Raw genomic sequence first — 25,658 nt, forward strand, 5'->3', positions numbered from 1 at the left:
GCCGCGAGCTCGCGGACGGCGGCCAGGGTCGAGGACCACGCGGGCTCGGCCGCGCGCGCGCGTGGGTAGCTGGGGTCGGCCGAGGCCTCGTCGAAGCTCGGGAGCTCGAGGGCCGCGAGCACCAACACGCCGGCGCGCTCCTTGGCCGCCTCGGCGCCCTCGACGAAGGCGCGCACGAGCGGCGTCGCCAGGGCCGACGGCGCGTGGACCTCGACCGTGGCCCCGCGCTCGCGCAGGGCGCTGGCGATGGCCTCGGTCGAGGGGCCGCCGCCGAGCACGAGCCAGCGTCCGAGCGGGGCCGCGGCTGGGGCCGGCTCGGGGTGGGTCTGCCAGCGCAGCTGCAGCAGGGAGCTCGGTTGGGTCGAGGCGGCGGCGCGGGGGTCGAGGCTGTCGAGGGCCAGCCCGGTCAACCGCCCCAGGCGCTGGCCGTCGGCGGCCCACAGCTCGAAGTCGGCGAGGAAGCGGCCGCGCTCGGCTCCGCGGCGGAGCCGGGCGTGAACCCACAGGTCGCCGGAAGGATCGGCGGCGAGGGGGCGGTCGTCGTCGCCCGCGTACCACTCGAGGCGCTCCATGGCCGTCGGCACGAAGGTCCCCTGGTCCGGGTGCTGGTCGAGGATCGCGGCGGCGGCGAGGTGGAAGGCCGCGTCGAGGGCCGCGGGGTGGATGGCGAAGCCGGTCCGGGCCGCGGGCGCGAGGGCGGGCAGCTCGGTGTCGAGGCGGACGCGCGCGAGGCCTTCGAGGACGCCGTCGTCGGCCGGGGCGAGGGCGAGCTCGCGCAGCCCTTGGAAGGCCGAGCCGTACTCGAGCCCGGCGGCGCGCAGGCGATCGTAGAGGTCCTCGACGCGTTGGACCTCGAGGCGCCCGCGCAGGGCGTCGAGGGAGCCCGGCGCGGCGGCGTCCGGGTTGGCGCGGTGCAAGGTCGCGCGGGCGAGGGCGGTCCAGCCCGCGTCGCCGCTGGAGTCGGCCACGGATAGGGTCGCGCGCCACTCGTTGGGCCCCGACTCCTGGGTGACGACCTGCAAGCGCGCCGCGTCCTCGCCGAGCACCAGGGGCTCGAGCAGCTCGAGGTCGCGGAGCTCGACGGCGCTCGGACCCAGGGCCTGGCCGACGCCGAGGAGCAGCTCCATGGTCCCCGCGCCGGGGAACAAGGTCGCGCCGCCGACCTGGTGATCGTGGACCCAGGGCAGGCGCTCGCCGTCGAGCTGCCCCTCCCACACGCGCACGCCGGTGGTGCCCGAGAGCGGCGCGGTCTCGGCGAGGATCGGGTGGTCGCCCCCGGCAGGCGCGGCGATCGAGGAGGCGCCGACGCGGGCGCGCTGGGGGTTTGCCTGGGGCTGGGCTCGAGCCTGGGACCGGGGCGGGTCGATCCAGTAGCGCTGGCGGTCGAAGGCGTAGGTCGGCAGCTCGGGCAGCGCGGCCACGGTGTTGGGCTTGGCGAGCGGGGGCAGGGCGCTCCAGTCGACGGGGCGCCCGGCGCAGTGCAGGCCCATGGCGCCGAGCAGCACCTGCTCGAGGGCGCCCTGTTGCCGGCGCAGGCTGCCGACCACGGCCCCCCGGCGGCCCTCGTTCTCGAGGGTGGCGTTGACGGCCACGCTCATCACCGGGTGCGGGCTGACCTCGACGAAGTGGTCGTGGCCGGCGGCGATCAACGCCCGGGTCGCCTCGGCGAAGCGGACCGGGTTGCGCAGGTTGGCGTACCAGTACTCGGCGTCGAGCTCCTCGCCGGTCACGAAGTCCGTGGTCACCGTCGAGAGCATCGGCACGCGGCCGCGGCGGGGGCGGAGGCCCGCGAGGCTCTCGAGCACCTGGGGGCGGATCGGCTCGACGTAGCGGGTGTGCGAGGCGTAGTCGATCTTGACTCGCCGGGCGAACACGCCGCGGGCGTCGAGGGTCGCGAGGAGCTCGTCGACGGCCGCGACCTCGCCCGCGACCACGGTCGAGGCGGGGCCGCTGTCGACGGCCAGGCTCAGCCGGTCGCCGTAGGGCTCCAGCAAGGGCTCGAGCTCGGCCTTGGACAGGGAGGTCAGGCCCATGCCGCTCGAGCCGGCGATGGTGCTCAGCACCTTGCTGCGCCGGGCGACGATCTGCGCGCCGTCCTCGAGGCTCAGGGCCCCGATCACGCAGGCCGCCGCGATCTCGCCCTGGGAGTGGCCGACGACCGCGTCCGGCTCGACGCCGAGCTCGGCCCAGACCCGGACCAGGGCGATCATCATGGTCCACAGCGCGGGCTGGATGACGTCCTCGCGCTGCAGCGAGGGGGCGCCTTCGTCTCCGCGGAGGATCGAGTAGAGGTCCCAGTCCAGGTGCGGCTTCAGGGCGGCCGCGCACGCGGCCACGGTGTCGGCGAAGACCTTGGACTGCTCGAGCAGGGCCCGACCCATGCCCAGCCACTGCGCGCCCTGGCCCGGGAACACGAACACCAGCTTGCCGCCCCGCAGGGCGCTGCCCTCGACGGTCAGCGGGTGCGGGGTCTTGGCCGCGAGGGCGTCGAGGCCGGCGAGCACCGAGGCGCGGTCGTCCGCGCTCGCGAGCACGCCCGCGCGCTGCTCGAAGTGGCTGCGCGTGTGCAGCAGGGCCTGGGCGACGGCCGGCACGGGCAGCTCGGGGTGGGCGCGCAGGTGCTCGGCCAAGCGCGAGGCCTGGCCGCGCAGGGCGGCCTTGGACCGGGCCGAGAGCAGCACCGGGAAGCTCCCCGCGTCCGCGCGCGCGCCCGCCGGCGCCGCTGCGCTCGAGGCGTGCTCTTCGACGACGAGGTGGGCGTTGGTGCCCGAGATGCCAAAGGAGGACACGCCCGCGCGCCGGGGCGCGCCCGCGGCCGTGGACCAGGGCCGGGCCTTGGCGAGCACGTCGACGCCGCCGCCCTCCCAGTCGACCTCCCCGCTCTGGTCCTCGGCGTGCAGGGTCTTGGGCATGCGCCCGTGCTGCATGGCGACCACGGCCTTGATCAAGCTGCCGACCCCGGCCGCGGCCTGGCTGTGCCCGGTGTTCGACTTGAGCGAGCCGATGTAGAGCGGGCGCTCGGGCGGGCGGGTCTTGCCGAACACGCGCTGGAGGGCGATGGCCTCGATGGGGTCGCCCAGGCGCGTGCCCGTGCCGTGGGCGTCGATGAGGTCGATGGCGTCGGGCTCGAGGCCGGCGCGCTCGAGGGCGGCCCGGATGACCCGCTGCTGCGCCGGCCCGTTGGGCGCGGTCAGGCCCTGGCTGCGCCCGTCTTGGTTGACCGCCGAGCCGCGGATGGTCGCGAGCACGGGGTGGCCCTTGGCCAGGGCGTCGGACAGGCGCTCGAGCACGACCATGCCCGCGCCCTCGCCCCAGCCCACGCCGTCGGCGGCGCTGGAGAAGGCCTTGGACCGGCCGTCGGGCGCGAGCCCGCGCTGGCGGCTGAACTCGATCAACATGATCGGCGCGGCCATGATGGTCGCGCCGCCGGCCAGGGCCAGGTCGCACTCGCCCCGGCGCAGGGCGTTGCAGGCCAGGTGGATCGCGACCAGCGAGGACGAGCAGGCCGTGTCGACGCTGACCGCCGGGCCCTCGAGGCCGAGGGTGTAGGACAGCCGGCCCGAGCTGACGCTGCCCGAGCTCCCGATCCACACGTTGCCGTTGAGGGCCTCGGGCGTGGCGATGAAGCGGCCGCCGTAGTCTTGATAGATGATGCCGACGTAGGCCCCGGTGTTGCTGCCCTGGAGCGCGCTGGGCACGATGCGCGCGCGCTCGAGGGCCTCCCAGCTGAGCTCGAGCAGCACGCGCTGCTGGGGGTCGATGGTCTCGGCCTCCCGGGGGCTGATGCCGAAGAACAGGGGATCGAAGAGCGCGGCGTCGTGGAGGAAGCCGCCGCGCTCGGTGATGGTCGTGCCGGCGTGGTCGGGGTCGGCGTCGTAGAGCGCGTCGAGGTCCCAGCCGCGGTCCTCGGGGAAGGACGTGGTCGCGTCGAAGCCCGCGTCGAGGGCTTCCCACATGCGCTCGGGGCTGTCGATGCCGCCGGGGAAGCGGCAGGCCATGCCGACGAGGGCGATGGGCTCGCGCAGCTGCTCGTGGTGGCGCTCGAGCTCTCCCTCGAGCTTTTGTTGGCGCGCCTTGGAGTGGCGCAGGGCGGTCGTCAGCTTCTCGAGGTAGGTGCGAAGCTTCTGTTCTTCCGCGCTCATGGGTCGATGAGCCCCTCGATCTCGCTGTTGATCAGCTCGAAGAGCTCATCGTTGCTGACTTGGGACAGGTCCTCGTCGGCGGGGCCGTCGGCCTCGACCTCGACCTCGACCTCGGGCTCGGGGTCGGCGGGGGCGGTCCTCGGCGCGGGGGCGGGGGCTGGGGCGGGGGCTGCCCAAGGCGCGGGCGAGGGGGCCGACGCGGGCGCGAGCACGCCGGGGGCGAAGCGCGCGGCGATGCCTCGGATGCGCTCGCTCAGGCCCATGCGCTCGACGTCCTCGGGGCCGAGGGAGGCGAGCATCGTCTCGAGGCGGCCGAACTCGGACAGCAGCGGCCGGCTCGCCGCCGGGGCGACGTCGTCGAGGTTGAGCTCCTCGGCGATCAGGCCCGCGAGGGCGGCCGGCGTCGGGTAGTCGAACAGCAGGGTCGAGGGCAGGCGCAGCCCGGTGGTCGCCTGCAGGCGGTTGCGCAGCTCGACGGCGACGAGGGAGTCGAGGCCCAGATCCTTGAGCGGGCGATCGGGGCCGAGGCTCTCGGGGCGGTTGAGGTCGAGGACCTCGGCGACGTCGGTGCGGACCAGGTCGAGCAGGGCCTGCTCGCGCTCGCTGCGGGCCATGGCGGCGAGGCGCTGCTCGAGGCTGCTCGTGGGCGCGGCCTTGGGCGCGCCGACGCTGGCCTGGCGGCGGGCGGTGACGCGGACCATGCCGCGGAGCATGGCGGGGGGCTCGGCCTGCTCGGCCGTGAACGCGTTGGTGTCGATCTGCGCGGGGATCAGCGTGGCGTGCTGGTGGGCGAGGGCGGCGTCGAGCAGGCGCAGGCCCTCGTCGGGATCGAGGGGGACCATGCCGCGCCGGCGCATGCGGGCGCGATCCATGTCGCTCAAGCGCGCGGCCATGCCCCCGCTCGCCCACGGGCCCCAGGCCAGGCTCATGGACGGCAGGCCCTGGGCGCGGCGGTGGGCCGAGAGCCCGTCGAGGAAGGCGTTGGCGGCCGCGTAGCTGCCCTGGCCGGGGTTGCCGAGCACGCCGACGATCGACGAGAACAGCACGAAGAAGGCCAGCGGCTGGTCGTGGGTGGCCTCGTGCAGGGCGATGGCGGCGTCGACCTTGGGCCGGAACACCTTGGCCAGGCGCGCGTCGGTGAGCGAGGCGAGCAGCCCGTCGTCGAGCAGGCCGGCGGCGTGGAACACCGCCGTGAGCGCGCGCTCCCGGGGGATGCGGGTGATCAGCTCGCGGACCTGATCGCGCTCGCTGACGTCGCACGCGGCGATCTCGACCCGCGCGCCGAGCAGCTCGAGGGCTGCCTGGACGCGCCCGGCGTCGGGCGACTCGGGCCCGCGCCGAGACACGAGCAGGAGGTGGCGGACCTGGTGGCGCTCGACGAGGTGGCGGGCCAGCAGCGAGCCCAGGGCCCCGAGGCCGCCGGTGATCAGCACGGTCCCGTTGGGGTTGAGGGTGCGCGGCATGGTCAGCACGACCTTGCCGATGTGGCGGGCCTGGCTGACGAAGCGGAACGCGGCCTGGGCGGACTGGATCGGCCAGGTCCGCACGGGCGGGGCCTTCAGGGCGCCGCGCTCGAACAGCAGCACCAGCTGCGTGAGCATCTTGGCGACCAGCTCGGGGTCGAGGACCATCAGGTCGAAGGCGGTGTAGCGCACCCCCTGGTGCTGCTCGGCGACGGTCTCCGGGTCGCGGATGTCCGTCTTGCCCATCTCGAGGAAGCGGCCGCCGCGGGGCAGCAGGCGCAGGGAGGCGTCGACGAATTCCCGGGCCAGGGAGTTGAGCACCACGTCGACGCCGAGGCCGTTGGTCGCCGCCTGGAAGCTCTGCTCGAACTCGAGGGTGCGCGAGTTGGCGAGGTGGGCGTCGTCGTAGCCGATCTCGCGCATCGTGTCCCACTTGGGCTCGCTCGCCGTGCCGTAGACCTCGGCGCCGATGTGCCGGGCGAGCTGGGTGGCCGCCATGCCGACGCCGCCGGTCGCCGCGTGGATCAGGATGCGCTCCCCGGCGCGCAGCCGGCCGACCTCGACCAGGGCGTAGTAGGCCGTGAGGAACACGATCGGCACGGCCGCGGCCTGCTCGTGGGTCCAGCCCGTGGGGATCGGCGCGAGCTTGCGGACGTCGGTGACCGCGAGGGGCCCGAAGGCCGCGTCGAGCAGGCCCATGACCTCGTCGCCGGGGGCGAGGCCGTTGACCTTGGAGCCGACCTCGAGGACCACGCCGGCGCCCTCGATGCCCAGGGCGCCGGCCTTGCCGGGGTACATGCCCAGGGCGTTGAGCACGTCGCGGAAGTTGAGCCCGGCCGCGGTCACGCCCACGCGGACCTCGTAGTCCGCGAGCTTCTCCCGCGCGTGCGGGGCCGGGGCCAGCTCGAGGTTGTCGAGGGAGCCCTTGGCGGTGACGTCGAGGTGCCACGCGAGGTGGCCCATGGGCGGGAACAGCTCGTCCTGGAGGTGCGGGCGCTCGACCCGGGGCGCGAGCATCATCCCGTCGCGCAGGGCGAGCTGCTCCTCGTCGCAGGCCAGGGCCGCGGGCAGGCCCCAGGCCGAGACCTCGTTGTGATCGATGTCGACGATGGTCAGCTGGCGCTCGGTGTTCTCGACCTGGGCGACGCGCATCAAGCCCCACAGCGGCGCCGTGGCCAGGTCGAGCACGTCGTCGCCCTCGCCCACGGACACGGCCCGCTGGGTCAGGAAGATCAGCCGGCTGCCCTCGAGCCGCGCGTCCTCGAGCCAGCGCTGCAGCAGGGCCAGGGCGCGCATGCTCAGCTCGTGGGCGCCGGAGGGCAGGGCCGCGCTGCCGAGCCAGGGGATGAGCACCGCCTCGGGGGCCGCGTGCCCGCGATCGAGGTCGGCGATCAGGTCGTCGAAGCTGGCCACCGGCCGGGTCTGGAGCGAGGAGCGCGACAGGGTGTCGGACAGCTGGAGGGGGTCGCCCTCGGACACGATCACCCACTCGCCGCTCGAGCTGAACGCCCCGGTGTCGAGGGGGATGGTCCACTCGACGTGGTAGAGGTTGTCGAGGATGCCGACGTTGCCTGCGGACTGGATCTGCGCGGCGGTGGCCGGGCGCGTGGCGAAGGCCTCGATCGCGGCGACGGGCTGACCGGAGCCGTCCGCGATGGCCACGGCGAAGGTCCCGCTCGCGCCCGTGGGCGAGAAGCGCACGCGCAGGCGCGAGGCCCCGGTCGCGTAGAGCTCGACGTTGGACCACGAGACCGGCAGGGGGATGGCGTCGGACTCGATGGTCTCGAGCACCAGGGGGTGCAGCGAGGCGTCGAGCAGGGCCGGGTGGATGGCGAAGTCCGTGGCCGAGCGGCCGTGCTGCTCGGGCAGGGAGACCTCGACGAGCAGCTCCTCGCCGTGGCGCCAGGCCTTGTCGAGGCCGCGGAAGGCCCCCTCGTAGCGCAGCCCGATCTCCTCGAGGATGGCGTAGGCCGACTCGAGGTCCTCGGCGACCGGCAGCGGCGTCGCCCCGGGGGGCGGCCACGCGTCGAGGGCAAAGTCGGCGCTGCGCGGCCCCTGGCCGATGGAGCCGCTGGCGTGGCGCAACCAGCCGGCGTGCTCGCTCGCGGTCGAGCGCGCGTAGATGGTCAGCTCCCGGGAGCCGGCCTCGTTGGCCGGGCTGAGCGAGAGCTGCAGCAGCAGGCCGCCCTTGGCCGGGAGCTTGAGCGGGCGCTCGATGGTCAGCTCCTCGACGCGGTCGAGGCCCACGCGCAAGGTCGCGATCATCGCCAGCTCGAGGAAGGCCGTGCCCGGGATGATGGTCGCGTCGAACACCACGTGGCCGCCGAGCATGGGGTGCTCGGCCATGGACAGCCGGCTGGTGAACAGCACGGCGTCGGAGTCGGCGAGCTGGACCTTGGCGCCGAGCAGGGGGTGCTCGGCGTCGGACAGGCCCGCGGAGGCGACGTCCGCGGCCCGGCCGACGCTGCGCTCGAGCCAGTAGCGCTGGCGCTGGAAGGCGTAGGTGGGCAGGGGGATGCGCTGGGGCGAGAAGGGGGCGAGCACGGCCTCCCAGTCGAGGCTGTGGTGGTGGGCGTGCAGGCCCGCGAGCGCGAGGGTCATGGTCTCGACCTCGGGCTTGCGCTTGTGCAGGTTGGGCAGGACCACGGCCTTGGCCTGGGCGTCGTCGGACAGGCAGGGCGGGACCATGCCCGAGAGCACGGCGTGGGGCCCGAGCTCGAGGAAGGTGGTCACGCCCTCGCGCTCGAGCGCGCGCACGCCGTCGACGAAGCGCACGGCCTGGCGGATGTGCTGGGCCCAGTACTCGGGCGAGCGCAGGTCGTCGCCGCTCGCCCGCTCGCCGGTGACGTTGGAGATGATCGGGATGCGCGGCTCGTTGAACTCGAGCTTCTCGGCGACCTTGCGGAACTTGTCGAGGATCGGGGTCATCCGCGGCGAGTGGAAGGCGTGGCTCACCGTCAGGCGCAGGACGTTGCGGTCGAACTGCTCGAAGTGGGCCATGATGTCGAGCACGGCCTGCTCGTCGCCGGAGATGACCGTGGACATCGGCCCGTTGAGGCCCGCGATGCCCACGCGGGCGTCGAGCAGGGGCTCGACCTCCTCCTCCGCGGCCTGCAGCGAGGCCATCGCCCCGCCGCCGGGGAGCTCGCGCTGCATCAGCTGGCCGCGCGCGGCGACCAGGGTGCAGGCGTCCTCGATGGACAGCACGCCGGCGACGTGGGCCGCCGAGATCTCGCCGATGGAGTGGCCGATGAGCACGTCGGGCTGGATGCCCCAGGCCTCCCACATCCGGAACAGCGCGACCTCGAGGGCGAACAGGGCCGGCTGGGTGTACTCGGTCTGGTCGATGACCGAGGCCGAGGGGCTGTCCGGGTCGGCGAACATCAGCTCGAAGAGCGGGCGCTCGAGGTGGAAGTCGAGGTGGGCGCAGACGTTGTCGAGGGCGTCGCGGAAGGTCGGGTAGCGCTCGTAGAGCTCGCGGCCCATGCCCGGGCGCTGCGAGCCCTGGCCCGTGAACATGATCGCCAGCTTGCCCGGGCGGTGGTCCTCGGGGGTGAGCACGGAGCCGCGCGCCGGGGTGCCCGTGCCCGCGAAGTTGTCGAGCAGGTCGACGATGATGTCCGGCGAGCTCTCGCTGTCGACGGCGACGGCCAGGCGGGTGTTGAAGTGGGTGCGCTGCGTGGCCAGGGAGTAGGCCAGGCTCAGGGCCGAGACCGGGCCGGTGTGCTCGCGCAGGTGCTGGGCGAGGCTGCGGACCTGGGCGCTCAGGTCGTTGCGCGAGCGCCCGGAGATCAGCAGGGGCAGCTCCGGAGGCGGCGCGGCCATGGCCTCGGGCCGCGGCGCGCTCGGTGGCGCGGCCTCGAGGATGGCGTGGGCGTTGGTGCCCGACATGCCAAAGGAGGACACGCCCGCGCGCCACGGTCGCTCGGTCTCCGAGTCCGGCCACTCGCGGTGCTCGTCGACGACGTCGATGGCCAGGGTGCCCCAGTCGATGTGCGGGTTGCGGGGCTTGGTGTGCAGGGTCGCCGGCAAGCTGCCGTAGTGCATGCTGGCCACGACCTTGGCGACGCCGGCGAGCCCGGCCGCGGCCTCGAGGTGGCCGATGTTGGTCTTGATCGCGCCGAGCAGCAGGGGGTGGTCCGGGGGGCGCTGGTCGCCGTAGACGGCGGCGATGGCCTGGACCTCGATGGGGTCGCCGAGGGAGGTGCCGGTGCCGTGACACTCGACGTAGTCGATGTCCGTGGGCGTCAGCTCGGCGTCGGCGAGGGCGTCGCGCAGCAGGCTCTGCTGGGAGGTGCCGTTGGGCGCCGTGATCCCGCTGCTCGCCCCGTCGTGGTTGACGGCGGTCCCGCGGACCACGGCCAGGATCTCGCGGCCCTTGGCCTGGGCGTCGGCGAGGCGCTCGAGGGCGAACACGACCACGCCCTCGCCGCGGCCGTAGCCGTTGGCGTTGGCGGAGAAGGTCTTGCAGCGCCCGTCGGGGGCGAGGGCTCGGGTCCGCGACAGCTGCACGAACACGTCGGGCGCGGCGAGGATCTGCACGCCGCCCGCGAGGGCGAGCTCGCACTCCCGGGCGCGGAGCGAGCGGACCGCGAGGTGGAAGGCGACCAGCGACGAGGAGCAGGCCGTGTCGAGGGCCAGCGCCGGGCCCTGGAGGCCGAGGGCGAAGGAGATGCGCCCGGCCGCGAACGAGGTCTGGGTCCCGGTGAAGGTGTAGGCCTCGCCGGGGCCCTGGCGCAGCAGGTCGTAGTCGCTGGGCCCGAGGCCGACGAACACGCCGGTCCGAGAGTCGCGCAGGTCGTTGGGCACCACGCCGGCGTCCTCGAGGGCCTCCCACGCCGACTCGAGCAGGAAGCGGTGCTGCGGGTCGATGTTCTTGGCCTCGCGCGGGCTGATGCCGAAGAAGGCCGGATCGAACTGGTCGATCTGGTCGAGGAAGGAGCCCTCGCGCACGTAGCTGTGGCCCTTGCTCTCGGGGTCGGGGTCGTAGAACTCGTCGACGTTCCAGCGCGACTGGGGCAGGGGCCCGACGGCCTCGCGGCCCTCGGACAGGAAGGACCACAGCTGCGAGAGATCGAGGATGCCGCCGGGCATGCGCAGGCCGACGCCGATGATCGCCACGGGCTCGTGGTTGTCGATGCGCTCTTGGGGCCCGCTCTCGTCGATGTCCGTGTCGATCACCCCCAGGGCCGGCGCGAGGCTCTGGTAGACGAGCTCGGCGACGTGGCGCGGCGAGGGGTAGTCGAACACCAGGGTCGCCGGCAGGGTCAGGCCGGTCTCGCGCTGGAGCCGGCGGCGGACCTCGACGGCCATGAGCGAGTCGAGGCCGAGGTCGACGAAGCCGGTGTGCGAGTCGAGGCGGGCGGTGTCGTCGTAGCCGAGCACGGCGGCGGTCTCGGCGAGCACGAGGTTGATCAGGGTTCGCTCGCGCTCGCTCGTGGACAGCGGGCGCAGGCGGGCGAGCAGCCGGGCCTCGTCGCCTTCGCCGTCCGCGTCGCCCTCGCCCAGGGCCGCGCGGGCCTCGGGCAGGTCGTCGAGCAGGGGGCTGGGGCGGTTGGCGGTGAAGGTCGGCGCGAACCGGGACCAGTCGACGTCGGCGACGACGATCACGTCGTCGTCGCTGTCGAGGCTCTGCTGCAGGGCGGACATCGCCATCTTCGCGTCGAGGGGGTCGAGGCCCCGGCGGCGCAGCTCGTGCTGGGCCGCCTCGTTGGTCGAGGTCGCCCACGAGCTCCACGCGATCGAGGTCGCGGGCAGCCCGAGGCCCCGGCGGTTCTGGGCGAAGGCGTCGAGGTAGGCGTTGGCCGCCGCGTACACGCCCTGGTTGCCGCTGCCCCACACGCCCGTGACCGAGGAGAAGGTCACGAAGGCGTCGAGGTCGTAGTCCCTGGTCAGCTCGTGGAGGTGCCGGGCGCCGACGACCTTGGCCGAGGCGACGCGGATCAGCTCGTCCATGGTGATGTTCGCCAGCGGCGTGGTCTGGGGCACCGCGTTGAGGTGGATGACCGCGGTCAGCTCCTGCTCCTCGGCGTCGAGCTCGTCGAGCAGGGTCGCCAGGGCCTCGCGGTCGGTGGTGTCGCACGAGCGCAGGGTGACCCGGGCGCCGCGCTCGGTGAGCACCGCGTCGGGGCCACCGGCGGTCGCCAGCACGAGGTGCTCGGCGCCGGCCGAGGCCAGCCAGCGCGTGAAGTCGGCGCCGCCGAAGGCCGACACGCCGCCGCTGACGAGGATGGTGCCGCGGGGCTTCCACGGCTTGCTCTCGCCGAAGTCGACGGACGGGGCCCGGTGCAGGCGGCGGACGAACAGGCCCGTGTTGCGCAGCGCGAGCTGGTCCTCGTCGCCGAGCTGGCCGAGGGCCGTGACCAGGCGCCGCGCGGCCTTGAGGTCGAGCTCCTCGGGGATGTCGATCAGGCCGCCCCAGCGCTCGCTGTGCTCGAGGGCGGCGACGCGGCCGAGGCCCCAGGCCATGGCCTGGAGCGGGCGCCGGAGCTGCTCCGCGCCGCCCACGGACACGGCGCCCTGGGTCAGCATCCACAGCGGGGCCTTGAGCTCGATGTCGCCGAGGGCCTGGACCAGGGCGAGGTTGAGGGCCAGGCCGGCGGGCAAGTTGGGCGCCTCGTGCAGCGACTCCTCGACCTGGGCGAGCAGCGAGATGACGCCCTTGATCTCGAACTGTGCGCCGACGTCCTCGAGCTGGGCGATCTTGCGGGCGATGCGATCGCCGATGTCCTCGCGGTCGGGCTCGTCCTCGTCGACGGGGATGCGCAGCGGCCTCGCGCCCGCGCTCTCGAGGTTGCTGAGCAGGGCGGTCTCGAGCTCGGCGTTGGGCGGCTCCGAGGGCACGATCAGCAGCCACAGGCCGTCGATGGTGCTCGACGAGGAGCTCGCGGTCTTGGGTTTCCAGCTGACCCGGTAGCGCCACGCGTTGAGCGAGGTCCGCTCTTGGTGGGTCCGCCGCCACGCGCCGAGGGCCGGGAGCAGGGTCTGCAGGGAGTCGCGCTGGGCCCGGTCGCTGACGTTGAGGGCGGCCGCGAGCACGTCGACCTCGCCGGACTCGACGGCGTTCCAAAAGCCCGCGTCGGCGGCCGGGGCCGCGGCGACCTGGACCGTCGCCATCTCGTGGGCCTTGGCGACGTCGAGCCAGTAGCGCTGGCGCTGGAAGGGGTAGGTGGGCAGGTCGACGCGGCGGCCCGAGGACACGCGCCGCCAGTCGAGCTCGAAGCCGCGGGTGTGCAGCTCGCCGAGGGCCCGCATCAGCTGGCCGGTCCCGCTGTGCCCGGGGCGCAGCGAGGCGATCGCCACGCCCGGGGGCTCGATGGTCCGCAGCAGGTCGTTGAGGGGCTCGAGCAGCAGCGGCGTCGGGCTGATCTCGAGGAAGAAGCGGTAGCCGTCGTCGAGCATCTTCTCGATGGTGTCGGAGAAGCGCGCGGGCAGCCGCAGGTTGCGGAACCAGTACTCGGCGTCGAGCTCTCGGCTGACGATCTTGTCGGTGCGGATCGTCGAGTAGAGCGGGATGTCGAGCTCGGACAGGCTGATCTCGCCGTCCTCGAGCTGGCTGACGATGGTGTCGCGGAGCGGGTCGAGGGCCGGGGTCCCGCGGGGGTAGTCGATGGGCAGCTGGGTCGCGTCGGCGACCTGGGCGGTGAGCTCGGCGACGGCCGAGGGCAGGCCCGCGACGAGGGCCGAGTTGGGCCCGTCGATGGCCGCGATGGTCAGCTGGCCGTCCCAGCCCTCGAGCGCCGTGGCGAGGTCGTCGGGCGGCATCGAGACCCGCGCGACGGCGCCCTGGCCCGCGAGCTCGGCGAGCACCATGCTGCGCTGGGCGACGAGCAGGGCGGCGTCCTCGAGGCTGAGCGCGCCGGCGACGTAGGCCGCGGTCAGCTCGCCCAGGCCGTGGCCGACGACGCCGTCGGGCTCGATGCCGACCATGCGCCACAGCCCCACGAGGGCCGAGGAGACCGCGAACAGCACGGGCTGGACGACGTCGACGCGGTCGAGGCCGGGGGCGCCCTCGTGGCCCTCGAGGACCGCGCGCAGCGACCAGTCGACGTGGGGCTCGAGGGCGCGCTCGCAGGCGACGAGGTGCTCGCGGAAGCGGTCCGAGGCCCGCGCCAGCTCGCGCGCCATCTCGGCCCACTCCGAGCCCTGGCCCGAGAATACGAACGCGACCTTGCCCTCGACCAGGGCGTCGCCGGTGATCACCCGCGGGTCCTCGGCCCCGCGCGCGAGGGCGTCGAGGGCCAGCAGGGTGTCGTCGACCTGCTCGGCGAGGATCATCGCGCGCCGGGTGAAGTGGGCGCGGGTCGTGGCCAGGGAGTGGGCGATGTCGCTGAGCGAGAGCTCGGGGTTGGCCTCGAGGTGCGCCTGGAGGCGCTCGGCCTGGGCGCGCAGGGCCGTCTCGGAGCGGGCCGAGAGCAGCAGCGGGACGCTGTAGTGGCGGGCCGAGCTGGGCTCGCTCTTGGCCTCGCCGAGGGTCTCGCTCATGCGCTGGTCGAGGTCCTCGCGCAGCGAAGACAGCAGCGGCGTCTGGGCCCACACGGTCCGCCAGTCGGGGTTGAAGCCGAGGTTGAACAGCTGCGCGAGGCTCTCGAGCATGACCCCGCGCTCGTCCCGGCTGCGGTCGCACGAGGCCAGGAAGTGGTGCTCGTGCCGGGACTCCTCGAGGGTCTGGCGCATGTCCTCGAGCAGGACCGCGTCGGGGCTGAGCTCGATGAACACCGTGGGGCCGTCCTCGGCGAGCAGCTCGATGACCTGGCGAAAGCGCACCGGGCTGCGCAGGTTTCGGCTCCAGTAGCGCGGGCCGCAGTTGCTGCCGTGCAGCTTCTCGACCAGCACCGTCGAGACCATCGCGCACTTGGCCACGCGCGGGGAGATGTCGGCGATGGCGTCCTCGAAGGGCTGGAGCACGGCCAGCATCTCGGGGCTGTGCGAGGCGAAGTCGATGTCGAGGCGCGTGCGCTGGATGTTGCGCTGCTTGAGCAGGGACTCGGCGTGCTCGATGGCCGGGCGCGGCCCCGAGAGCACCGTGCTGCGCGGGCCGTTGAAGGCCCCGATGACGAGCTCTTGGGCGGCGTCGCCGAGGCGCTCGAGGAGCACGGACTCGGGCAGGGCCACGGCCAGCATCGCGCCCCGGCCCGCGGCCAGCTCGCTGATCAGCTGGCCGCGCGCGATGGCCACGTGGATGGCGTCTTGCATCGACAAGATGCCGGCGTGGTAGGCCGCCGCGATCTCGCCGATGCTGTGCCCGACGATCGCGTCGGGCTCGATGCCCCAGGTCTTCCACAGCTGGCCCAGGGCCATCTGGATGGCCACGAGCACGACCTGGATGACCTCGGTGCGATCGAGGCGCGAGCGCAGGCCGTCGGCGAGCAGCTCGTCGATGATCGACCAGTCGGTGTACTCCGAGGCGGCCCGGTCGATGGTCTCGAGCTCGCTGCGGAACACGGGCTCGCCGACCATCAGCGTGCGCGCCATGCCCAGCCACTGGGAGCCGTGGCCCGAGCACACGAAGACCACCCGCGGGCGCGGGTCGGGGGCCTTGGGCAGGGCCTTGAGCTGCCCGCGCAGGAGGTCGGACAGGCCCTTGACCAGCTGATCGGGGGCGTTGAGGGTCAGCGTCGCGCGGTGCGGGCCCTCGCCGGCGCGCTCGCTCAGGGCCCGGCACAGGGCCGCGGTCTCGTTCCAGTTGTGCAGCTCGAAGCCGAAGTCGAGGGCGGTCAGCACCTGCATGCGCAGCATGCCGGCGGACTCGGCCACGAGCGGGAGCATCAGCACCTCGCTCTTGGGCGCGGCCTCGAGCACGACGTGGCAGTTGGACCCGCCGAAGCCAAACGAGGACACGCCGGCCCGGGGGATGTCGTCGCTCGCCGGCCAGCCCTCGAGCTCGGTCTGGACCTGGAGGTTGAGGTCGCGGAAGGGGATGTGCGGGTTGGGCTGATCGAAGTGCAGGTTGGCCGGCAGCATGCGGTGGTGCAGGGCCAGGGCCGCCTTCATCAGGCCGGCGATGCCCGCCGCCGCCTCGAGGTGGCCGACGTTGGTCTTGATCGAGCCGATGCGCAGGGGCGAGTCCCGGGGCCGCGCGCTGCCGATCACCGCACCCAGGGCGCTCGCCTCGAGGGGGTCGCCGAGGATCGTGCCGGGGCCGTGGGCCTCGACGTACTGGATGGTCGCCGGATCGACGTGGGCGTTGGCCAGGGCCGCCCGGATGCAGGCCTCCTGGGCCTTGGGGTTGGGCGCGGTCAGGCCGTTGGAGAAGCCGTCGTTGTTGGTCGCCGTGCCGCGGATCAGGCAGTAGATGCGGTCGCCGTCGGCGATCGCTCGGCTCAGGGGCTTGAGGATCACGACGCCGCCACCCTCGGCGCGGACGTAGCCGTTAGCCGAGGCGTCGAAGGCCCGGCACTGGCCCGCGGGGTTTTGGGTGCCCAGCTTGCTCATCAAGATGGTGCTGTGCGGCATCAAGATGAGGTTCACGCCGCCCGCGAGGGCCATGCTGGTCTCGCCCAGGCGCAGGCTCTGGCAGGCCAGGTGGACCGCGCTCAGCGAGGCCGAGCTGGCCGTGTTCACGGTCATGCTCGTGCCCTCGAGGCCGAGGGTGTAGGACACGCGGTTGGCGATGATCGCCGTGTCCTGACCGGTCGAGCTGTGCTGGTCGATGGCCAGCGGGTCCTCGGAGGTCATGCGCGCGTAGTCGGACCACATCGAGCCCATGAACACGCCGACGTTGCGCCCGCGCAGGCCGAGGGGATCGATGCCCGCGTCCTCGAGGCCCTCCCACGCCAGCTCGAGGGTCAGGCGCTGCTGCGGGTCCATCTGCTGGGCCTCGCGGGGGGAGATGCCGAAGAAGGGCGCGTCGAACTCGCCCACGTCCTGGTCGAGGAAGCCGCCCCAGCGCGTCGTCATCTTGCCGGGCGCGGCCCGATCGACGTCGAGGTAGTTCTTGGCCTCCCAGCGCTCGGGCGGGACCTGGACGATACCGTTGCCGCCCTGGAGCAGCATCGACCACAGCTCGCGCGGGGAGTTGGCCCCGCCGGGCAGGCGGCAGCCGATGCCGACGATCGCGATGGGGTCGTGGGTGGCCAGGGCGGACACGGAGGAGCGGGGGTTCGGCGCGCTGCCGCTGAGCCGCGGGCTGCCCTCGCCGGCCTGGCTGATGAACTTGGCGAGGGCCTGGGGCGTGGGGTGCTCCCAGGGGGCGAGGGCCGAGAGGGTGGTCCCGAAGTGACTCGACAGCCGCGAGAGCAGCTCGGTGATCTGCGAGGAGTCCAGGCCGAGTTCGCGAAAGCGGGTCTGCGGATCGACGCGTCCAGCCTCGACCTCGAGCATGCGAGCGATGCTGTCCTTGAGCCAAGTCAGCACTGACTCCGGATCGAGGCTCGAGCCCTTCGTCCGCGGCTCTCGGGGGTCCTGGATCATCTGGTCACTCGACGGATCGAATCTCTCGTGGCGGCTCGACCTCCGCGGGAGACGAGGGAGGTCTCCGGGAGTGCTGGAGGGTTGATCTTTCGACCAAGCGTCCGGTCCGACTCGCTGGGGCGGGGGTGGTCAGTGTATCGATGGACCCAGTTGCGCTGTAGCCCAAAGTTGGGTTCGAAGGTGGCGTTTCTCTTAGCCCCGAATCGCGCTCAAAAACATGGCCGCAGCAGCAGAGGCTGCCCGTGAGGGGAGGGCGCACTCCGCTGTGACCGCCCAGATCGGGGCAAATCGCCCCGCGAGACTGGAGGGTCGTTCAGGGGGCCCTATGAGCACTCTCGCACCTTCGCTCAAATACGCGTTGGAGTGGTGAACGCGCGCAAGATCGGGGCGACCCGGCTTCGGGGTGTGGGCGATCGAAAAGGGCACGAACGGTTGACCGCTCGTGCCCAATCTGCTTCGCGTTGGAGTGGAATCAAAAGTTCGTCGCGAAGCTCAGGCCCGCGCCGCGACGCAGCATCGTCGGAGCGAGGGCGGTGGCCTTCGCCGAGCGCTCGGGCTTGGCCGTGAGCGCGACGACGAGGCCGACGAGCGCGAGCGTTCCGCCCGAGATCAGCAGGGCGTCGGCCGCCGGCGCGAGCGACTGGCCGCGCAGGATCAGGTCGGCGCGGGCGCTCGGGTCGGTCTCGTCGGCGAGGGCGCTGGCGGTCGAGGCGGTGACGCCCGCGATCGCGCCGCCAGCGACGAGCGCGACCCCGCCGACCCCGAGCACCGCCCAGCCGGCGACGCGTTGCTTGCGGGCCCGGGCCTGGGCCGCGTCGTCGATCGGCGGCGGGGGATCGTCCTCGCCCTCGACCGCGGGCGGCGGTGGCTCGGTCGCGCCGGCCCTGGCGCCCTCGGCCGCCGCGTCGTCGCCTTCGTTCTTCCGGGTCGCCGCGAGGGTGCGCTCGAGGACCTCGAGGCGCTCGAGGGTCGCCTCGCGGTACTCGAGGCTCACGCCGGGCTGCTCGAGGAAGCGCGTGTAGTAGTCGATGGCCGCCGGGAGATCGCCCGCCTCTTCGTAGACGCGCCCGATGTTGAACAGGTTGTTGACGTTGCCGTCGAGGGCGTAGGCCCGCTCGAAGTTCTCGACGGCCTGTTCGTAGCGTCCGGCCTCGAAGTCGGCGACGGCGCGCTCGGTGAAGCGGTGGGCCTCGCCCGCTGGCGCCGCGCCGGATTCGGCGGGCTGGATGGCCAAGCTGGCGTGGGCGGTGGGGGCACCGACGACGGTCGCGGTGCACAGCGCGAGGACGAAGCGAGCGCGAGAGGCATGGAACATGTCGGGCACACTGCGCTGGCGCTGTGCCGGTGGCGTTACGGGAGTGCGAGAAGCTCGGCGCCCCCTGTCTCGCAGTTGTCACTCCCTGGGCGCGCCGTTGAAGCGAACACCCCGGACCCTCTCGCCATGCGCAAGGCCTCCCTCACCCTGACCTGCACGACCTTCGCGGCCATGGCCGTCGGCGCTTGCACGCTGACCTTCGCCGACGACTGGAAGCTGTGCGAGCGCGACGAGCACTGCGACGAGGGCCAGATCTGCGGCGAGGACAACACCTGCGTCGAGGCCGAGCTCGGCGGCTGCGTCGTCGCGGTCCGCGAGAACATCACCGAGGATCAGACCTGGGAGCCCGGGGACGAGGGCTGCACCTACCTGCTCGAGGACGTCATCTACATCGAGCCTGGCGTCACCCTCAGCATCCGGCCCGGGACGCAGATCCGCGGGGGGTTTGGGTCTGCGCTGGTCTCGACCAGCGGCGCGCGCCTCGACGCCCGGGGTACGGAATTCGAGCCGATCGTGCTGTCCAGCGCCCAGCCCGAGGGGATGCGGATCAGCGGCGACTGGGGCGGCCTCGCGCTCCTCGGCCGCGCGACCGTCAACGAGCCCAACCCGGTGCTCGAGGGGCTCGAGGACGTCCAGCGGGCGAGCTTCGGCGGGACCGACGACAGCTGGAATTGCGGCGCGCTCGAGTACGTCCGCGTCGAGTTCGCGGGCTTCCCCCTCGAGACCGACGAGGAGCTCAACGGCCTGACCCTCGGCGGCTGCGGCACGGGCACGATCATCAACCATGTCCAGGTCCACCAGGGCAAGGACGACGGCGTCGAGATCTTCGGCGGGACCGTCAGCATGGATCACGTCGTCATCTCCCAGGCCCAGGACGACTCCCTCGACTGGGACCGCGGCTGGCGGGGGGACGCGCAGTTCATCGCGATCATCCAGGACGCCGAGGGGGACAACGGCTTCGAGTGCGACAACTGGAGCGACGACAACGACGCCGAGCCCCGCTCGATGCCGCGGGTCTACAACGCCACGCTGATCGGCTCGAACACCATCGGCGCGAGCCAGCGCGGCGCGACCTTCAAGGAGGGCACCGCTGGCGAGGTCCGCAACGCGATCTTCATGGGCCACCCCGTCGAGAGCATCGACCTCAAGGATCCGGCGACGGTCGCCCAGGTCACGGACGGCGCCATGGTCGTCAGCCACTCGATGTTCTTCGCGGCCGGGCCCGACGGGACCCACTACTTCCCGACGGCGCAAGAGGAGATGCTCGAGGACGACGACGAGGGCTTCGACGAGGCCGTGGCCTTCATGGCCGAGGCCCTCGGCAACGTGTTCGGGAGCGATCCGGGGATCGCCAACCCCTACGACCTGCGCAACCCGGGCTGGGTGCCCTCGGCCGCGGCGGCCGGCGTCGGCGTGAAGCCGCCCGGCGACGGGATCTTCGACGAGGCGGCGACCTACGCCGGCGCCTTCGCCCCCGGTACGACGCCGTGGACGGCCAACTGGACGGCCTATCCCGAACACTGACGTTCCGGCGACGAGGAGCCGAGCAGCCGTCCGCGGACCCAAAAGCGGGCGCCACCATAGGCGCTGGTCTCGACCCCCACGCGCCAGCCGTGGGTCCGGGCGAGCTCGGCCACGATCGCCAGGCCCAGCCCGCGGCCAGCCCCGTGCTCGCTGACGCCGGCCTCGAAGATGCGCTCGCGCTCGGCCTCGGCGACGCCCGGGCCGTCGTCGGAGACCTCGAGCACGAAGCCCGGGACGCCGCGCTCGAGGGCCTCTCGACGCAGGCGGAGCTCGACGCGTCGGGCCGCGTGGTGGGTGGCGTTGAGCAACAAGTTGTCGACGAGGCTCGCCGTGCCCCGAGGCCCGGCGTGGACCACGAAGTGGGGCCCGGGCGGCTCGGCCTCGACGCGCAGCCTCGCCCGGGGATCGGCGAGCCGCTCGAGCCTGCGTTCGACCAGGGCGTCGAGCTGGACCGCCCTCGGGGGCTCCCGCGGCGGGGCGTTCTCCCGGGCCAGGAGCAAGAGCCGCTCGACGAGCTGATCGAGCTCCTCGAGGTCGCCGTCGAGGGCCTCGGCGAGGGCCTGGCGCTGCTCGGGGGTGAGGGGAGCGGTGAGCTCGCGCAGGCCAAAGCGCAGGCGCGCGAGGGGGGTCTTGAAGTCGTGGGAGACCGCGGCCAGGACGTGGCGACGATCCGCGAGCAGGGTCTCGAGCTCCCCCGCCATCTCGTCGAAGGCGCGGGCGACCCGGCCGAGCTCGTCGCGGCGGGTGTCCCCGACGCGGCTCGAGAAGTCCCGCCGGGCGACGGCGCGAGAGCAGTCTTCGAGGCGCGCGAGGCGGATCCGCAAGGGGATGGCCCAGGCGGCCGTGACCGCCGCGATGAGCCCGGCGTCGACGAGCAGGCTGAGGGACTCGGCGCGCTCGAGGGCGCCGGCGTCTCCCGACGCGAGGGGCCCCGCGCGGAGCAAAAAGAACGCGGCCGTCGAGGCCAGCAACAAGACCACCCCCGCCACGGCGGTCCGGGCGTAGAGCTTCACCGGGGCGCCTCCGCGGGCACCAGCAGGTAGCCCGCCCCGCGCACGGACTTGATCGTCGCGGCGTTCGCCCCGGGCCCGCTCAGCTTCCGGCGCAGCTTGGACACGCGCACGTCCATGGACCGGTCGAGGCCGTCGTAGGGGATGCCCCGCAGCCCCCAGACCAGCTCCTCGCGGCTCACCACCCGCCCGGCCCGGGTGGCCAGGAAGCACAAGAGGTCGAACTCCGCGTCGGTCAGGGCGAGGACCTGGCCGCGGGCGCGGACCTCCCGGGCGCGCGGGTCGATGCGCAGCGCCCCGACCTCGACGCGGGCGCGGGGCCCCGCCCGGCGCAGCAGCGCCCGCAGCCGCGCGAGCAGGATCTCGGGCTTGACCGGCTTGCGCAGGAAGTCGTCCGCGCCCGCGGCCAAGCTCGCGAGCTCGTCCTCGTCCTCGACCCGGGCGGTCAGGAACAGCAGCGGCCCGTCAAAGCGCGCCCGGAGCCCCCGGCACAGGCTCAGGCCGTCCACGGGTCCGTCGAGGTGGATGTCCAGGATGCACAGATCCGGGCGCAGGCGGGCGAACTGCTGCTCCGCAGCCTCCGCGCTGGCGACGGCCCGGACCCGAAAGCCGTGGCGCGCGAGGAAGCCCGCGACCAGGTCGGCGAGGCGCTGGTCGTCCTCGACCAGCAAGATCGTGTGTCCCGGCATCGCTCGAGTCTAGTCAAGGCTCCGCGGAGCTCGCAGATTGCTTACAAACGCTCACGATCGGTCACCAATCTCCAACGGACACGGCCAAGGCGCTGCGGCAGCTTGGAGCCATGCCTCCGACCCTGGCCAAGCTCCTTGGCGCGACCTCTCTGACCTTCCTGTGTGCCTGTCCCTCGGGGGCAGGGGCGCCTGGGGAAGCCGCCGACGAGGCCGGTGAGACCGGTCCTGGCACGGACACGCAGGCCACCGAGTCTGGCGAGTCCGGCGAAGAGGTCGAGGTGGACGTGGACGTGGCCGTCGTTGGGGCGGGCCTCTCGGGTCTCCGCGCGGCCCGGCGCCTCCAGGCCCAGGGCTACAGCGTCGCAGTCCTCGAGGCTCGGGATCGCGTGGGCGGCCGGACCGTGACGACTGAGCTCGCCGGGGGTGCCCTCGCCGAAGGGGGCGGGCAGTGGGTCGGCCCGACGCAGACGGCGATCCTCGAGCTCGCCGACGAGCTGGGCGTCGAGACCTTCCCCGATCACGCGACGGGGGACACCGTCCTGCACCTGGGCGGTTTGACCTTCACCGAGCCCGGCGGCGTGAGCCCGAGCCCGGAGACCGCGGCGACCTTCGCCGACATCGACAGCCTGGCCATGACCGTTCCCCTGGGTGCCCCCTGGACCGCCCCCGACGCGGCGGCCCTCGACGCCATCACCGTCGCCCAGTGGATGGACAGCCAGGACCTGTCCAGCGAGACCCAGCAGGCCCTGAGCTTTGGCGTGGGCGCGACCTTGTCCGCCGAGCCCGGGCAGCTGTCCTGGCTCTACTTTCTGTACTACGTCCACGCCGCCGGCTCGCTGGACGCCCTGCTCGAGGGCGCCCAGAGCCTGCGTTTGCGCGGCGGCGCCCAGGAGCTGTCGGTGCGCATGGCCGACGAGCTCGGGCCGGCGCTGTGGCTCTCGGAGCCGGTGTCGACCGTCGTCGACGAGGGCGAGCGGGTCCGCGTCGAGCACCCCAGCGGGCCGACCCTCGCCCGCCGCGTCATCGTGGCCATGTCGCCGCTGGACGCCGATCGCATCGCCTTCGAGCCGGCCCTCCCCGACGCGCGCGCGCAGCTCCAGGACCTGTGGGTGACCGCGCCCGGGGCCAAGGCGCACCTCGTCTACGAGACACCCTTTTGGCGCGAGGTGGGCCTGTCGGGGCAGGCCTTCGGCGACCTCCCCGGGGTCTCCTTCACCCACGACAACTCCGGGCCCGACGCCGACGACCCCGGGGTCTTGCTGGCCTTCATCGAGCCCGAGCAGCTGCCCGCGGACGCGGACGCCCGACGCCAGGCTGTCGTCGACGCGATGGTCGTCTACTTTGGACCGAGCGCCGCCGCGCCCCTGGACTACGACGAGCGCGACTGGGGCAGCGAGGCGTGGACCACCGGCTGCGTCTCGCCCCTGCCTCCGGGGGTGTTGACCGGGCCGGGCCCTGCCCTGCGCGAGCCCGTGGGTCGCGTGCACTGGGCGGGGACGGAGACCGCGGGGGTGTGGACGGGCTACATGGACGGCGCCCTTCGAGCGGGGGTCCGCGCCGCCGACGAGGTCGCCGAGCTCTCGCCTTGATGAGCTGAGCAATAGTCAGGCGGGGTCGGCCCCGAACTCCGAGGGGGCGTCGTCGAGCTCGAGGCGCAGCGTCCCGCCCTCGCGCAGCTGCTCCCAGGTCAACCACGGGCGCTCGAGCTCCTGCCCGTTCCAGCGCGCGGCGGCGACGTAGATCTGCCCGGGGCCGGCGTCCTCGGCGACGATGGCCAGGCGCCGCTCGGGGGCCTCGGCGTCGCCCATGTCGAGCTCGACGCGCTCGAAGATCGGCGCGGTGATCCAGTAGCCCTCGCCGCCGACGAGGGGGTAGAGGCCGATGGCGGACCACAGGTACCAGGCGCTCATGGTCCCGGCGTCGTCGTTGCCGGGCAGCCCCCCAGGGTCGAGGCCGTAGTGGTGCTCCCGGGCCCACGCGACCCAGCGCTGGGTCTCGGACGGGTCGCCCAGCTCGGTGAACAGGTAGGCGTCGTGGAGCGAGGGCTCGTTGGACTGCCAGTAGTAGGGGACGGGCATCAGCGCGCTGTACTCCGGGCCCTCGAGGAAGGTCTTGGAGTCCTCGAAGTAGGCGCTCAGGCGGGCCCGCGCGGCCGCTCGCCCGCCGAGCAGCTCGGCGAGGCCGGCGGTGTCGTGGGGGGCGGCCCACAGGTAGTGGAGGGCGGTCCCCTCGGAGTAGTAGTCCTCCCACACGAGGGGATCGAAGCCCTCGACCTCGAAGCTGCCGTCGGCCCGGCGCCCGATCAGGAACTCGAGCTCCGGCGACCACAGGTTGGTCCAGTTGCCGGCGCTGTCGCCAAACAAGGCGGCGTCCTCCGACAGGCCCATGGCCTCGGCCCAGCGCCCGAGGGCGTAGTCGGCGTGGGCGAATTCCAGGGTGCGCGAGGCCGCGGCTCCGTGCTCGTCGCTGGGCACCCAGCCGAGGGTTCGGTAGCCCTCGACGCCAGCTCGGCCGGCGTTGGGCCGGGGCTCGAGGGCGTGCAGGCGGGCCGCGGCGTAGCCGGCTTCGACGTCCCAGTCGACCACGTCTCGGAGGTAGGCGTCGGCGAGCACCAGGTCCGCGCTCGTGCCCACCATGCCGCCGGTGTAGCCGATGCCCAGGGGCCACTTGGGCAGGTCGCCGCCCTGCTCGGCCATCCACACCAGAGACTCGAGCATGTCCGCGTGGCGGTCGCGCTGGATCAGGTTGAACAGCGGGTGGACGGTGCGGTAGGTGTCCCACAGCGAAAAGTCGCTGTAGTAGGTGCGCGCGCCGGCGTCGTGGACCTGGCCGTCGAAGCCGCGGTACTGCCCGCTGGCCTCGGTGAACACCGTGGGCGTCAACAAGGTGCGGTACAGGGCCGAGTAGAACAGCCGCCGCTGCTCGTCGCTGCCCCCGAGCACGCGGATGCGCTCGAGCTCGGTCTGCCAGGTCGCGGTCGCGGCCGCGCGCGTGGCCCCGAAGTCGGCCCCGTCGAGCTCGGCGAGGTTGGCCTCGGCCTCGGCCATGGACACGTAGGAGATCGCCAGGTCGAGGTCGACGACGGGCGAGTTGGCGGGGTCGTCGGGGTCGGTCCCGCTGAGGTCGACCGTCAGCCACGCGCCGATCTCGGCCCCGCTCATGCTCGTCGCGCCGTCGACGAGCTCGCCCTCGTCGGTCCACGCGCCCACGCCGGCGAGGGGCTTGGAGATGCGCGCGGCGAAGTAGGTGGGCAGGCCGCCAAAGCGCTTGGAGTAGCTGCCCTGGACCGTGCTCATCCCGCGGACGATCCCGGCCTCGAGGTCGACCTCGATCTGGCTCGCCGAGGACAGGGCGCCGCCGGGGTTGTAGGCGAGGTTGATGACCAGCGTGGCCTCGGGCGTGGGCGCGTCGAAGGTGTAGCGGTGACGGGCGGCCCGCATGCCCGTGGTCAGCTCGGCGCGGACGCCCGCCTCGATCAAGGTCGCGGCGTAGTAGCCCGGGAGCGCGGCCTCGTCCGCGTGGTCGAAGAGCGAGCGCGCGCCGCCCACGGCCGCCGCCTCGGGGCTCATGCCCACGGCCGGCGTGACCTGGACGGCGCCGTAGTCCGGCACGCCCATGCCGTTGAGGCGCGAGTGGGAAAAGCCCCACAGGTGGGTCTGCTCGGCGTGGTAGCCCGTGCAATTGAGGAAGCCCAGCTGCACCGGGCCGATGCCCGTGTCGGGGCCGGCCTTGACCATGCCAAAGGGCAGGGCGGGCCCGGGGTTCATGCTGCCGACGGTGTAGCCCGCGCCGCCGCTGCCGATGCGCGGATCGACGAGCTCGGTCAGGGCCTCCTCGGGCCAGGGGTAGGGATCGAAGCCCTCTTCGCCGGGGAGGTCGGGCGGAAGGTCGGGCTCCCCAGCGTGGGTCTCGTCTTCGTCGCTGCCCTGGGCCGCCTCGTCCGCGCCGTCCTCGTTGGCGTCCTCGGATCCCGCCCCCGAGCCGCAGCCGAGGAGGCTCAGAGTGCCGACCAAGAGCGACAGTGGAGCGCAGGTTCGCAGGTCCATGGCCACCGACGCTAGCACCGCGAAGCGCGGATCAACACCCGATCGAAGGGGAGCCGC

The 25,658-nt window shown here is 73.2% G+C and carries 8 protein-coding genes; 2 read left to right on the forward strand and 6 right to left on the reverse strand.

What is annotated here, in order from left to right; all coding sequences use genetic code 11:
• From PPSIR1_RS14945 to PPSIR1_RS14955, 3 genes are all read right to left on the reverse strand, one after another.
• Window positions 1–4,142 (reverse strand): type I polyketide synthase (locus tag PPSIR1_RS14945; RefSeq protein WP_006971915.1); only part of this gene is annotated, 4,142 nt, incomplete at its 3' end.
• Window positions 4,139–17,017, reverse strand: coding sequence for a type I polyketide synthase (locus tag PPSIR1_RS14950; RefSeq protein WP_053335371.1), 12,879 nt, complete (start codon window positions 17,015–17,017; stop codon window positions 4,139–4,141). The genes PPSIR1_RS14950 and PPSIR1_RS14945, both read right to left, overlap by 4 nt.
• Window positions 17,018–17,489: 472 nt before the next feature.
• Window positions 17,490–18,332, reverse strand: a complete 843-nt coding sequence (locus PPSIR1_RS14955) for a tetratricopeptide repeat protein (protein ID WP_157595567.1) — start codon at window positions 18,330–18,332, stop codon at window positions 17,490–17,492.
• A gap of 126 nt (window positions 18,333–18,458) precedes the next feature.
• On the opposite strand from PPSIR1_RS14955, the gene PPSIR1_RS14960 reads away from it, so the two are divergent.
• Window positions 18,459–19,856 carry a hypothetical protein gene (locus PPSIR1_RS14960; protein WP_006971918.1) on the forward strand — a complete coding sequence of 466 codons (1,398 nt, stop codon included), beginning with the start codon at window positions 18,459–18,461 and terminating at the stop codon, window positions 19,854–19,856.
• Here PPSIR1_RS14960 and PPSIR1_RS14965 read toward each other — a convergent pair.
• Complete coding sequence (locus tag PPSIR1_RS14965) at window positions 19,841–20,869, reverse strand: ATP-binding protein (RefSeq protein ID WP_006971919.1); 1,029 nt, start codon at window positions 20,867–20,869, stop codon at window positions 19,841–19,843. The genes PPSIR1_RS14960 and PPSIR1_RS14965 overlap by 16 nt on opposite strands.
• On the reverse strand, window positions 20,866–21,555 hold the full coding sequence (locus tag PPSIR1_RS14970) for a response regulator (RefSeq protein ID WP_006971920.1): 690 nt from the start codon (window positions 21,553–21,555) through the stop codon (window positions 20,866–20,868). The genes PPSIR1_RS14965 and PPSIR1_RS14970 overlap by 4 nt, the downstream gene beginning before the upstream one ends.
• A 110-nt stretch (window positions 21,556–21,665) precedes the next feature.
• Here PPSIR1_RS14970 and PPSIR1_RS14975 point away from each other — a divergent pair, with 110 nt between their 5' ends.
• On the forward strand, window positions 21,666–23,144 hold the full coding sequence (locus PPSIR1_RS14975) for a flavin monoamine oxidase family protein (protein WP_006971921.1): 1,479 nt from the start codon (window positions 21,666–21,668) through the stop codon (window positions 23,142–23,144).
• Between the two features lie 15 nt (window positions 23,145–23,159).
• Here the strand turns inward: PPSIR1_RS14975 and PPSIR1_RS14980 are convergent, their stop codons facing one another.
• Window positions 23,160–25,601: a GH92 family glycosyl hydrolase gene (locus PPSIR1_RS14980; protein ID WP_006971922.1), complete on the reverse strand. Its 2,442-nt coding sequence runs from the start codon at window positions 25,599–25,601 to the stop codon at window positions 23,160–23,162.
• Window positions 25,602–25,658: the final 57 nt, after the last annotated feature.

It is taken from the genome of Plesiocystis pacifica SIR-1 (assembly GCF_000170895.1).
Lineage (GTDB): Bacteria > Myxococcota_A > Polyangia > Nannocystales > Nannocystaceae > Plesiocystis > Plesiocystis pacifica.